This is a genomic window from Corynebacterium sp. ACRPS (assembly GCF_022346005.1).
Lineage (GTDB): Bacteria > Actinomycetota > Actinomycetes > Mycobacteriales > Mycobacteriaceae > Corynebacterium.
Genome location: NZ_JAKRMY010000001.1, coordinates 45,357 through 58,263 on the forward strand (window position 1 = coordinate 45,357; position 12,907 = coordinate 58,263).

At 58.4% G+C, this 12,907-nt stretch carries 10 protein-coding genes and 1 pseudogene; 3 read left to right on the forward strand and 8 right to left on the reverse strand.

Annotation, left to right across the window (positions count from 1 at the left end; genetic code table 11):
• Positions 1–72: 72 nt before the first annotated feature.
• The 6 genes and pseudogenes from serA to MHX65_RS00240 all read right to left on the reverse strand — a co-directional run bounded on the left by serA (position 73) and on the right by MHX65_RS00240 (position 8,021).
• A pseudogene (serA, locus tag MHX65_RS00215) lies at positions 73–1,658 on the reverse strand (phosphoglycerate dehydrogenase).
• Positions 1,659–1,722: 64 nt separating this feature from the next.
• Positions 1,723–2,634 carry a hypothetical protein gene (locus MHX65_RS00220; protein WP_023026406.1) on the reverse strand — a complete coding sequence of 304 codons (912 nt, stop codon included), beginning with the start codon at positions 2,632–2,634 and terminating at the stop codon, positions 1,723–1,725.
• Positions 2,618–4,408 (reverse strand): GmrSD restriction endonuclease domain-containing protein, encoded by a 1,791-nt coding sequence (locus MHX65_RS00225; RefSeq protein WP_239267682.1) that lies wholly within the window; start codon positions 4,406–4,408, stop codon positions 2,618–2,620. The genes MHX65_RS00220 and MHX65_RS00225 overlap by 17 nt, the downstream gene beginning before the upstream one ends.
• Before the next feature lie 127 nt (positions 4,409–4,535).
• A complete protein-coding gene (ilvC, locus tag MHX65_RS00230; RefSeq protein WP_005280254.1) occupies positions 4,536–5,549 on the reverse strand; it encodes a ketol-acid reductoisomerase in 1,014 nt (337 codons plus the stop codon).
• 102 nt (positions 5,550–5,651) lie between these two features.
• Positions 5,652–6,167 (reverse strand): acetolactate synthase small subunit, encoded by a 516-nt coding sequence (gene ilvN, locus MHX65_RS00235; protein ID WP_023026400.1) that lies wholly within the window; start codon positions 6,165–6,167, stop codon positions 5,652–5,654.
• Between the two features lie 3 nt (positions 6,168–6,170).
• Positions 6,171–8,021 (reverse strand): acetolactate synthase large subunit, encoded by a 1,851-nt coding sequence (locus tag MHX65_RS00240; RefSeq protein ID WP_239267684.1) that lies wholly within the window; start codon positions 8,019–8,021, stop codon positions 6,171–6,173.
• A gap of 302 nt (positions 8,022–8,323) precedes the next feature.
• Between MHX65_RS00240 and MHX65_RS00245 the strand changes: the two genes are divergently transcribed.
• The 3 genes from MHX65_RS00245 (at position 8,324) to MHX65_RS00255 (ending at position 12,126) form a co-directional block, all read left to right on the forward strand.
• Positions 8,324–8,866: a PH domain-containing protein gene (locus MHX65_RS00245; protein WP_023026397.1), complete on the forward strand. Its 543-nt coding sequence runs from the start codon at positions 8,324–8,326 to the stop codon at positions 8,864–8,866.
• A 57-nt stretch (positions 8,867–8,923) separates the two neighbouring features.
• A complete protein-coding gene (gene ilvD / locus MHX65_RS00250; RefSeq protein WP_239267686.1) occupies positions 8,924–10,777 on the forward strand; it encodes a dihydroxy-acid dehydratase in 1,854 nt (617 codons plus the stop codon).
• A 77-nt stretch (positions 10,778–10,854) separates the two neighbouring features.
• A complete protein-coding gene (locus MHX65_RS00255; RefSeq protein ID WP_239267688.1) occupies positions 10,855–12,126 on the forward strand; it encodes a glycosyltransferase family 87 protein in 1,272 nt (423 codons plus the stop codon).
• Here the strand turns inward: MHX65_RS00255 and MHX65_RS00260 are convergent.
• The gene (locus MHX65_RS00260) at positions 12,101–12,418 is read right to left on the reverse strand and encodes a transcriptional regulator (RefSeq protein ID WP_239267690.1); all 318 of its coding nucleotides are present in this window, start codon (positions 12,416–12,418) and stop codon (positions 12,101–12,103) included. The genes MHX65_RS00255 and MHX65_RS00260 overlap by 26 nt on opposite strands.
• Positions 12,408–12,863 (reverse strand): cb-type cytochrome C oxidase subunit IV, encoded by a 456-nt coding sequence (locus MHX65_RS00265; protein ID WP_239267692.1) that lies wholly within the window; start codon positions 12,861–12,863, stop codon positions 12,408–12,410. Before MHX65_RS00265 ends, MHX65_RS00260 begins: the two co-directional genes overlap by 11 nt.
• Between the last annotated feature and the right edge of the window lie 44 nt (positions 12,864–12,907).

Here is a 12,907-nt window from a genome sequence, read left to right on the forward strand (position 1 = left end):
ATCGCAGCAGAAATCTACGCGATGGGCGGGCACGAGTACGCGGTTAGGCCACTCTCCTAACCTGCGCTGAGGTTATTCATCCATGTCGAATTGCTGGCACGTAGCGCCAAGGGCCGAGTTGATCTCCTCGATGAGAGAATCTGGTACCTCGGACTCCACGCGCAAGATGAGCACGGCATCCGTTTCCTGCTTGCCCTGCGTCAAGGCTGCAGCGATGATGTTGATGCCCGCCGCGCCCAGCTTGGTACCCACGGTACCAAGCGCACCTGGGGCATCGGCATAGCGGAAGAACAAGTTGCGGCCCTCGGCCCGCATATCCACGCCGCGGCCATTGATGCGCACAAACTTTTCGGTGCCATCGATGCCAATGAGAGCACCGGTGAGCGAAGAGGTCACGCCTTCCGCGCTAATGACCTTGACCTGCAAGGAAGAACGGTGCCCCCTGGATTCTGGGTTGGTGGATACCGAAACTTCGACCCACGGCTCTCAGCAATCTGCATCGCGTTGACGAAGGTAACCGGCTCCGAGGTCACACCGCTAAACAGGCCGCGGACGGCGGAAAGGCCCAGCACATCCACATCCTCAGTGGACAGCTCGCCGCAGGCTTCGATCTCCACGGCGACGGGAGCCTGATCAAGCAGGCGCCCGGCGGTAAGGCCCAGCTTGCGGGCGAGGTCGAGCCAACCGGCAACCTCTTCGCCCACCGTGCCGCCGGAGACGTTGACCGCATCGGGAACAAACTCGCCGGCCAGAGCCTTGAGCACAGATGCGGCGACATCGGTACCCGCGCGATCCTGTGCCTCCACGGTGGACGCGCCCAGGTGCGGCGACACCGTGACCTGCGGCAGCTTAAACAACGGGGAATCCGTGCACGGCTCCGTGGAGTAGACGTCAAAGCCCGCACCGCGGTGGTGGCCGGAAGTAATAGAATCCGCCAAGGCCTGCTCATCTACGAGGCCGCCGCGGGCGGCGTTGATCAGAATCTGGCCTTCCTTTGCCTTGGCCAAAAGCTCCGCATCGAACATTCCGGCAGTCTCGGGCGTCTTGGGCAGGTGAATGGTGACAAAGTCTGCCTGCGCCATCAGCTCTTCAAGCTCGACCAATTCCACGCCAAGCGCTGCCGCACGCGCCGGATTGGCATAAGGATCGTAGGCAATAATCTTCGTTTCAAAGGCGCTCAACCGCTGTGCAAAAAGCTGACCGATGTGGCCGAAGCCGACGATACCAATAGTCTTGCCGTAGACCTCCACGCCCTTGAAGGAAGAGCGCTTCCACTCGCCCTCGCGCAAGGACTGATCCGCCGCTGGAATCTGGCGGGCAGTGGCCAAAAGCAAGGCAATCGCCTGCTCGCACGCAGAGTGGATATTGGAGGTAGGAGCGTTGACCACCATGACGCCTTTGTTGGTGGCGGTGTCAATATCCACGTTATCGAGTCCCACGCCCGCGCGACCCACAATCTTAAGCTTGGGCGCGGCTTCTAGAACTTCAGCGTCGACCGTGGTGGCAGAGCGCACGAGCAGCGCATCTGCTTCTGGAACCGCAGCAAGCAATTCCTCGCGGTTCGGGCCATCTACCCAGCGCACCTCGACAGAATCCCCCAAAGCCGTCACTGTGGATTGGGCCAATTTATCGGCGATAAGAACTACCGGCTTCGACATATCATCCTTCGTTTCAATTCGTTGTGCATTACGCGAAAATCACCGCGTGTGAAGGAAGTGTAGTTCAGTTTGGGGTGCCCTGCCTTATTTTTTCCTTAAATTCTTTCACTTGACCGAATTCCGGGCCCAAAGCAATCAGTGAACCCTCGTCCAGCCCCGCCACCATGGCCATACTCCGCTTATCTTCCAGCGGATCTGCCGTCGGCATCACCAATACCGAGCCACCATAGGCCGCGGCCGTAATGACATTGGCTACCGGGCTATCCGCCGTGGCCACAATATTGGGCGCCATCTGGCCATCGCGCCGCGACTGTGCCGGAACGGGCGATAACTTTTTACCATCGTCGTCGGGCTCACCCTCATAAGGAATCCAGGCAGGGCGCAACTCAACGTAAGGTGTTTTATCCAGCCGCGCGATGTCCTTGACCATTTGTTTCGGCGAGGCGACCACCTTGGACTCATATTGGAATGCCGTGAAATCTCCCAACGCTTCGTGCGTTCCCGGGTCCTTGATGACAGTGAAATCACCGCTGGATTGTGTCCATGGAATATCGCCAATGATGACGAGTCGTTTTACTTCCAAGTCACCTACCAGGTTGAGGATGTCACCGCGGCGCGAGCGATCGTATTCCACGGCCGGCAGGTGCTGGTTAATAGCCAACGTCGCCGCGCGCAGTTCGGATTTAGCATCGGGTGCAAAGAGCACCATCGAGTCAGAATCCTCGAAAAAAGTCCGCGCAGCGTCAATGCCGCTAGGATCATCGATGATTTCAAACTTGCCAGCGAATTTGGGATCGATAAGGCGGTTTTGATTCTCTGACTTGGCGCGCTCAAGCTCAACGTCGGACTCGGAGAGATCCGACAGCCCACGCTTTACCAGTTTGGGCTCCTGCAAGGCATCGCCGCAGCCGACAAGTACAAGGGAGGCTGCGATAACCGCTGCAGCCGCCCGGAACCTCTTAGCGGCCAAATGCATGTGGCCCCTCTTCACCGCCGGCCAGGTTTGCTTCATCGACATCTCGAATGACGGGAATGCCCAAGGTTTCTTCCACCAGGTTCACAAAACGATGGCGCCGATCCGCCAAGAATTCCTGAATCTTCGATTCCCTTAAGTTAGCGACATCGAGGTCGTGCGACGCCAAGACGGCATCAAATTCCTCGTCTTCCATGATGGACTTGGATTGCACGCGTGGCAGGTAGCGATTCGGTGCGAATCCATCGAGGACGACCTCTGTGCGTTTGCCCATCGGGGTAAAGTTCATAACCGACTGCGCCAAGACCGAATCCACCCCGTGGCGCTGGCACCAATTCAGTGGGAATACTGGGAAAAATCCAGGCTTGAGCTCTTCAAAGGTATGGCGAGTAAACTCGCTGCCCGTCCGCCAGTCCTTCGCGCCACGAGCCATGAGTAAGGCGTAGATTCCGTGCCAAACGCCATCGTTTTCATCGACCGAGAGCAGGCGGGATTCCCGGAATCCTGCATCTGCGACCGTTTTGGGAACGTCATCGGTGGCCCCGGCCACCCACTCGGTCACTTCATCCACGTCGCGGGCGGCGCGCAGCGGCACCGCGGAAGAGCCATAGAGCTCACCAAAGACGCCACACCAGAACCACTGGTCGATGCGATCCCATGCCTGCTGGCTAGAAAGCGCCCCAGGCCGCTTGGCCAAGCGCGCGATGATAACCGCCAGCGGCACGATCTGTTCCGTATAAGGAACCTGATCCAGGCTTAAAATACGGCGCTGCGCCAAGAATTCGGCGACCTCGTGGAAGGTGATGCGCAGGTCGTGCGCGGCCGCCTTGTACTCGCATAGGGACAGCTTCAAAATATCTTCGCGCTGGCCGCCGGCATTGCCCTTCTCCCCTGTGACCAAGAGGGATACTGCGGAGAGGAATTCATTGCGTCCGATGCCATCGAGCGCGGGAGAATCCCGCAGGTCCTTTTCCACCTGCTGCCAATCGTTGGCAAGGTGGAAGGTGGGATCTTCAGAAGCAAAGACGGCGGTTAAGAGATCGAAGACATCCATCTGCAGGCCGGCGGAATTCGCCTGGGCAAAGATGGAACCGATTCCGGCCCGCTCCGTTTCGCGGGATAGCCGGATCATCGGGATGTCATAGCCCGCCAAGGGACGCACGATGCGGTTATTGAACGCAGCGAGCTCGGCGCTGTACCGCTCGTGTGTGGCGGCGAGCTCGAAAAGCATGCTGGTGCCTTCCTCGCTGAGTAGCGAGGCCACAGGGATGCACATATTATCCAGGCCATCCTGGCGGCAGGTGATAGCCCCATCAATATCGGGGCCGAAGTGCGAACAGATCTCGCCGTTCTGGTCGACGGCGAAAATGGCGTCATCGGCAAGCAAGTCCCCGCTTACCGCGGCCCGGACGTCAATGAAAAAGCGGCGGCGAACCTTCTTTTTCCGGAAGTCGGTGGTCTTGACAAAACCCTCGCCGTTAAAGCAGTGATAAAGGGAGGTAAGGCGCTGTTGGCCGTCCAAAAGGAGCAGCCCAGGCTCGACGCCAGCCTCGGGCGCACCCGCCAACACTCGGGGGCGGAAACGCATCTTTTCATTGCGGATATCCAGGGCCATCAGTGCGCCGATGGGATAACCACGCAGGACCGTAACGATAAGTGAGCGGATGCGGTCTTCATCCCAGGCATAGCTGCGCTGGAAATCTGGAAGCTGGATATCGCCCCGGTCAATCCGCGAAAAAAGATCCTTGAGATCATAGCTTGGCGTCGTAAAACCCATAGGGCCAATACTACCCGCAACACCTCTGCGATACCTCACGGACTTAAGTGCTGGGATAGCACGTAGCCAAACCGCAAAAGCGGCCCGCCGGGAACCTCCCGCGGGCCGCACTGGCTTCAGCTATTGCCTAGGCAGTAGCGTCCAAAGGATTCTTTACCCAGCTCATGAGATCGCGCAGCTTGGTGCCGGTCTTTTCGATCTCGTGCTGTGCAAATTCCTCGCGCAGGTCTTCCAGTTCCTTGTTGCCGCCTTCAACGTTGGCGAGCAGCCGCTTGGTGAAGGTGCCGTCCTGGATATCGGACAGGACATCCTTCATGCGCTGCTTGGTATCAGCGTTGATGATGCGCGGGCCGGAGATGTAGCCACCGAACTCGGCGGTATCAGAAACCGAGTAGTTCATGTTGGCAATGCCGCCCTCGAACATCAGGTCCACGATGAGCTTCATCTCGTGCAGGACCTCGAAATAAGCCATCTCTGGCTCGTAGCCGGCCTCGGTGAGGACCTCAAAGCCATTGCGGATGAGGAACTCGACGCCACCACACAGGACGGCCTGCTCACCAAAGAGGTCGGTGACCGTCTCTGCCTCGAAGGTGGTGGGGATAACGCCGGCGCGGGCGCCACCGATCGCAGCGGCATAGGACAAGGTCAGGTCATGGCCCTCGTTCTTCGGGTCCTGCTCGGTGGCAATCAAGCAAGGAACGCCCTTGCCGTCAACGAACTGGCGGCGGACCAAGTGGCCCGGACCCTTTGGCGCAACCATACCGACGGTGACGGACGCAGCCGGCTCAATCAGCTTGAAGTGGATATTCAGTCCGTGACCGAATAGCAGTGCATTGCCGTCTTCCAGGTTCGGGGCAATGTGCTCTTCGAAGATCTCCTTCTGGGAGGTATCCGGCGCCAAGAGCATAACGACGTCGGCCCACTTGGATGCCTCCGCGACGGACTTGACTTCGAAGCCAGCCTCTTCCGCCTTGGCTGCGGACTTAGAGCCCTCGCGCAGACCGATAACAACCTCAACGCCGGAATCGCGCAGGTTCTGGGAGTGGGCGTGACCCTGGGAGCCGTAGCCGATAACAGCTACCTTGCGGCCCTGGATGATCGACAGGTCAGCATCGTCGTCGTAGTAGGTATCAATAGCCATTTCAAATCCTCAATTCTTTGGTAGGAGAAGCTGTAATGAAGCGTCCTAACGCAGAGTATATACCACTGCGCGAGACATTGTGTTCACATCGTGAGATTTTATTTACTTTTTGGGAGCTGTCGCCTTCGGGCCGCGCCCCAAGGCTACGTGGCCCGATTGCACGAGTTCACGAATCCCGAAGGGCTCGAGAACTTCAAGCAGCGCCGCGAGCTTGCCCGGCGTACCGGTAGCCTCCACGACAACCGATTCCTTTGCCACGTCCACCACGCGGGCGCGGAAGATATTTACCGCATCCACCACCTGCGCGCGGTTGGAATTATCGGCCGATACCTTCACCAGCATGATGGCGCGAGCAACGGTGGAATCTTCTTTAAGTTCCACGACCTTGATGACCGGAATGAGCTTATTGAGCTGCTTCGTTACCTGCTCAATGATCACCTCAGAGGCATCCACAACGATGGTCAGCCGGTTAATTCCGGGGGTTTCCGTGTGCGCGGAGACCAAGGACACCAGGCTGTAGCCACGGCGGCTAAACATTCCCACCACGCGGGCGATGATGCTTTCTACATCCTCAACTAATACCGATAAGGTATGCCGAGTTACCTCGTTTTGCGTCATGGTTTATGCCTCCTGGATGGTTTCGTCAATCTCAGCCGGGGTTTCCGCGGCGGATTCAGCTTCATCAAAAAGCGGGCGCAGGCCGCGGGCGTATTGGATTTCCTCATTGGAGGCACCTCCACCGATCATCGGCCACACCTGCGCATCTTGGCCGACGATGAAGTCAATGACAACTGGCTTATCGTTAATTTCCTGCGCGCGCTTAATGGCCGGAACGACTTCTTCTTCGCTCGTGACCCGGATGGCTTCACAACCGAGTGCCTCGGCCAAACGGACGAAGTCCGGGGTGAAGGCGTTTTCTTCGCGCAGCTTGGTGTGCGAATAGTGCTGGTCATAAAACAGCGTCTGCCATTGCCGGACCATTCCAAGGTTTCCGTTATTAATGACGGCAACCTTAAACGGGAAGCCTTCCACGGCGGCGGTGGTAAGTTCCTGGTTGGTCATTTGGAAGCAGCCATCACCATCGATGGCCCAGACTTCCTTATCTGGGCGCGCTGCCTTTGCACCCAAGGCAGCGGGAACGGCATAGCCCATGGTTCCAGCACCACCGGAGTTGATCCACGAACGCGGGTGTTCAAAGTCCAAGAACTGCGCGGACCACATCTGGTGCTGGCCCACGCCCGCACAGTAGATAGCTTCCGGCCCCACGGTCTCACTGAGCTTTTCCAAGACGAATTGCGGGTTCAGCAGGCCATCATCGGTGGGCTCATAACCGCGCGGGAAACGCTGCTGCATGCCGCGCAGGTAATCATGCCACTGTTTCACCTCGGCGGCCGGCTGTACATCCTTCTTGCGGTACTCCTTACTCAACGCGGTCAAGCACTTTTTGGCATCGCCGACGATGGGGACCGTAACTTCCCGGATCTTGCCAATCTCAGCTGGGTCAATATCGGCGTGGACGACCTTCGCATTGGGTGCGAATGTTGAGGTATCGCCGGTCACGCGATCATCGAAGCGGGCACCGATGGCAATGATGAGATCGGCGCGCTGCATCGCCGCGACGGCTGGGACCGTGCCGTGCATGCCCGGCATTCCCAGGTGCAGCGGGTGGGAGTCCGGAAAGGTCCCCAGCGCCATCAAGGTGGTAACCACAGGGATATTCGTGAGTTCCGCAAACTCCAGCAACTCTTGGGAGGCATTAGCTTTAACGACTCCGCCGCCGACGTAGAGCACGGGCTTTTCCGCTTGCGACATCAATTCCACGGCCTGGGCCACCTGCCGGTGGTGTGGCTTGGTGACTGGCTTGTATCCCTGCAGGTCAAGCGTTTCCGGGAAGCGATAATCTACAAAGCCGTTTTGCACGTCCTTCGGGATATCCACGAGCACCGGACCGGGGCGGCCGGTGGAAGCCAAGTGGAAGGCAGCCGAAATTGCAGAAGGGATCTCGGCGGGATCCGTCACGATGTAGTTGTGCTTGGTAATGGGCATGGTGACACCGCGGATATCGGCCTCTTGGAAGGCATCGGTGCCCAAAAGGTTGCTGCCCACCTGGCCGGTGATGGCGACGATGGGAACGGAGTCCAGGTTGGCATCGGCAAGCGCGGTAACCAGGTTGGTCGCACCAGGACCGGAGGTAGCGATGCACACGCCCACCTTTCCGGAAGCCTGCGCATAGCCCTCGGCGGCGTGGCCGGCGCCTTGTTCATGGCGGGTTAGCACATGGCGAAGCTTCGTTGAACCATGCAGTGCATCGTAGAGCGGAAGCACGGCACCGCCGGGAATACCGAATACGAGATCGGTGCCCAGATCTTCCAGCGTGCGGACAATAGCATGAGCCCCACTCATTCGCTCCGCAGACGCAGCAGAAGTTGCAGCGGCCGCGGAAGCAGGCGTGGGCGAGGATGTCGTTACCACGGTGTATGTGCTCCTTGGTTTGGTCTGTCATGGAAACTGATCATCGAAAACGCCCTAGTTACAACTAAAGCCCCCGCGGGCCGGTGGTCTGCGGGGGCGAAAGCGTCGACGTTCAGGAAACGTCGCGGTCACCGCCGCGCTCGTACCACCTGAAGTCGAATAATGATCATATTTCCAACTATATACCGATAGAATTATATCTGGAAGCGATTACCCCCTTTTGGGAAAACTTTCCCATATGTTGAAACGCGGTGGAAAAATGGTTCGCTTCCCCACCACATGGTCAATTAGGCTGGCTGACTATGACCCCACCAGCACAGGACAAACAACCTCGTCAGTCCACCACCCAGGCAGAGGTCTTCACCCCTTCCCGCGACCACATCTTGGGCATTTTAATTCTGTCCACGATCGCCTTATTAAGCATTGGCTGGGCGCCCAAATACCTGGGGTGGCTGCTGATTATCCCCGTTATCGGCCTCTGGTGGGTCCTCAAGGCCCGCACACGGGTCTCTGAGAAAGGCATTTCCATTTCGTATGCGTTCCGGAAGAACGTTTCTATCGCATGGGATGATTTCGCCGGGATTGGCTTCCAGCGCGCCCGGGCCTTCGCGCAGACTAAAAATGGTGCGAAACACAACCTGCCTGGCGTAACCTTCAACTCACTGCCCCGCCTGGCGCAGGCATCCCGCGGGCGCATTCCCGATGCCCTCACTCAAGGCCGCGAGGCAGCCGATGACAAGGTCGTCATCGTGCACCGCGACGGTCAGCAGATCCTCCTAAGCAAAGAGGAATATGCTGCATACCTAGAAAAACACCCCGAGCTTAAAGATTCGGCAGAAAACTAAATCTACTTTCTCCTCCCCCCCCCATTGACCAATCTAAAAGGAATGGTGACTTAAACCATGTTCCCACTGCGCTCTAAAGTAACCACCGTCGGACGTCAAGCCTCCGGTGCGCGTGCCTTGTGGCGCGCTACCGGTACCAAAGAAAATGACTTTGGCAAGCCGATTGTCGCCATCGCCAACTCTTATACGCAGTTCGTCCCCGGCCACGTGCACCTGAAAAATGTCGGTGATATCGTCGCCGATGCCGTCCGCGAAGCCGGTGGCGTGCCCAAGGAGTTCAATACCATTGCCGTGGACGACGGCATTGCCATGGGGCATAGCGGCATGCTGTACTCTTTGCCCTCGCGCGAAATCATCTCCGATTCCATCGAGTACATGGCCAATGCGCATACTGCCGATGCCCTCGTCTGCATCTCCAACTGCGATAAGATCACCCCGGGCATGCTCAATGCCGCAATGCGGTTGAATATCCCCACGATCTTCGTCTCCGGCGGACCTATGGAGGCCGGCAAGGCCGTCGTGGTCGATGGCGTTGCTCATGCTCCGACCGACCTGATTACCGCAATCACCGCATCCGCAAACGATAGCGTGAGCGATTCCGGCTTGGCCCAGGTCGAAGAATCCGCCTGCCCCACCTGCGGTTCCTGCTCCGGCATGTTTACGGCCAACTCCATGAACTGCTTGACCGAGGCTCTCGGTTTGGCGCTTCCTGGCAATGGCACCACCCTAGCCACCCACAGCGCGCGCCGTGAGCTCTTTGAAAAGGCCGGCTCCACCATCGTGGATATGTGCCGCCGCTACTACGGCGAGGAAGACAAGTCCGTCCTGCCGCGCAATATCGCCACCAAGGAAGCCTTTACTAATGCCATGGCCCTCGATATGGCCATGGGCGGATCCACCAACACCATCCTGCACACCCTCGCCGCAGCGCAGGAGGGCGAAGTGGACTTCACGCTGGATGATATTAATGACATCTCCTACCGCGTGCCTTGCCTGTCCAAGGTTGCGCCCAACGGCACCTATCACATCGAGGATGTGCACCGCGCCGGCGGCATTCCGGCCATTTTGGGCGAGCTGCGCCGCGCGGGCCACCTCAACCTCAAGGTGCACACCGCCCTCTATGACAATGCGGAGCAGTGGCTCGATGATTGGGATATCCGCAATCCCCGCGTAACCGATCAGGCCCGCGAGCTGTACTACGCCGCTCCCGGTGGCGTGCGCACGACGGAGCCATTCTCCCAGTCCAACCGGTGGGATGAACTAGATACTGACGCGGTCAATGGCTGCATTCATGATGCCGACCACGCCTTTTCTTCCGACGGCGGCCTGGTGGTCCTGCGCGGCAACCTGGCGCCAGACGGGGCCATCGTCAAGGCAGCCGGCGTGGAAGAAGAGCTGTGGACCTTCTCTGGCCCAGCCCGCGTGGTGGAGTCCCAAGAGCAGGCCGTGTCCATCATCTTGAATAAAGAAGTCCAGCCAGGCGATGTCGTCGTCATTCGCTACGAGGGCCCCTCCGGTGGCCCCGGCATGCAGGAGATGCTCCACCCGACGTCCTTCCTCAAGGGCGCAGGTTTAGGCAAGGCCTGCGCCTTGATTACCGACGGCCGCTTCTCCGGCGGCACCTCCGGGCTCTCCATCGGCCACATTTCTCCTGAGGCCGCCCACCAGGGGCTTATCGGGCTCATTGAGAACGGCGATACCATTTCCATCAATATCCACGAGCGCGAGCTCACGCTCGACGTGGACGATGATGTTCTGGAGCGCCGCCGCGCCGCGCAAGAACAACGCGAAAAGCCATGGACGCCGGTGGACCGCAACCGCCCGATTACCAAGGCGCTGCGCGCCTATGCCGCGATGGCGACCTCCGCGGACCGCGGCGCGGTGCGCGTGGTAGACGGCTTTGTGAACTAGCACAATTGGCTGCTAAATCACTGTGACCTCGGTGGGGTGCGAGCTCTGTAGTTAAAAATCGCGTAACTTGTACCGCGATGAAATTCGCTCGTACCCCGTTATTCCGATATACCGTGGCCCTGCTGGGGTTCCTTTTCGGCGCTCGGAAGGTCGTTGAAGACACCCGCATCACAGACTTCCCCATCGATATGGTGGTCTACCGCGAGGGAGTCAAGGCCTTCCTCGAGCACCGCTCCGTCTATAGCGCGCCGATGCCCGCCGGCGATATTCAGCTGCCCTTCATTTATCCGCCCTTTGGCGCCTTAGCGATGGTGCCGTTGACGGCCTTTGACGCCATCGACCACACCCTGGCCGGCAATATCATGGTGATCCTTTCGGATCTCCTAGTGCTCGTGTGCCTCTACTTCGTTTTCAGGGCGGTGCTCAAAAAGCCAGAATTCCTCTTGCCCGTAACCGCCATTACCTGGGCCATTGTCTTACACTTTGAGCCGGTCGACCTCAATAACAACTATGCCCAAATCAATATAGTGGTCATGGCGCTTGTTATCTTCGACCTCGTTCCGCGCAAGCGATTCCTGCCGCAGGGAATCCTCGTCGGCGTGGCGGCCGCCATCAAGATAACCCCTCTGGCGATGCTGCTCTACTTCCTTGTGCGCAAGGAATGGAAGCAGATTGCGACCGCACTTTTCTCCGCCGTAGCGGCCACCCTTCTTGCCGCCGCCTTCCGCTGGGAGGCTTTCGTGGAGTTCTTCAGCTCCACACTGCTCGACATGGGCTCCGGCCGCGACTTCGGCGTGGGAACCGAGTACCAGTCCAATAGCTCCATCAAGGGCGCCATTCAGCGCATGTATCCATCCATCGAACCCATGGAGGCGAATGGCCTGACGATAGGCTTCGCGTGGATCGCGGCCTCCCTTATTGTCATCGTCGTTGCAGCGTGGCTCATCAAGCGCCTGTGTGAGGAGCATTTGCTTGTCGATGCCCAATTGGTCACCGCCCTCACCGTCCTGCTCATCTCCCCTGTTTCTTGGTCCCATCACTGGGTCTGGCTCACGCTTATCATCCCGGTCTTCGCCTACCGCGCGTGGAGCTGGCTTTCTACCGGATGGGCTGCCCGCAACCTCCTGGCCGTCCTCATCGCCTGGGCAGCCCTGTTGCTCACCGTTCCACCGAAGTGGTGGTGGGGAGATCAAGTCGATGTCCATGCCATGAACCACTTCCAGAAATTCTGGGTGGATGACTTCGTCTGGCTCACCGTGCTTACCGTAGCGCTGTATGCGGCCGCATTCTGTGCCGCCCAGCGCAAGCAGACCACACGTAGCGCTACTCCTGCTCCGCTAGCGACTTAAGCGCGGCGAGGTGGGCATCGAATGCGGACTTGCCGGTAGCAGTGAGCATAACCCACACGGTGTCCTTATCGCGGGAAGACCCGTACTCGCGGAATCGGCTGATATAGCCTTCGTTTTCCAAGGCGGTTAATTGTTTAGATAAAGTAGCGGCCGATTGCCCCACTTCTTCCCGCAGCGCCGCGAAGCGCATTTCGCGGCGCACCTGTCCCTCCACCGCACCCCGCGCGTTTAATACCGCGCAGATCTTGAAGCGATTGAGAGGATAGATAACCGGGTCAATATCACTGAGCACTACGGCCTTCTCCTTGCCGCGCTGCAAGGTCCAAGGCACGAGATTGCAGCACCCAGACCATTGCCACTGCCCACACCGCGATGAAGATCACCAAGGCCCACATGTGCTCACGCAGCATGTTGGTGATAAAGATCGGGATAAGTATTACTGCCATCCCCGCGTAGTATTTCTTATCGGCCTTGGGCTGTGAATGTGGGTCCTGGCGATAGCTGGTCCGCACCTTGCTCTGATGATGAAGCAGCGCCCACACGATGAGGCCTATAAGGACAAAGTAGAAAATGAGAAACGCGACGGGGTGTATTATCTCCGCGAATACTGTTATTCCCACATAGAACACAGCGAATGCGATCACTAGGAGGATATTTTGCATAAGCCGCTTTCGCTCAGCGCCTTGATCCTGCAGGCTGTCATTAAACTCGAGCGACTTCTTTAGCTCATCTTCCATTTTCTACCACCATCCCCAAAATCCAGATTCCATACTTTCCGTTA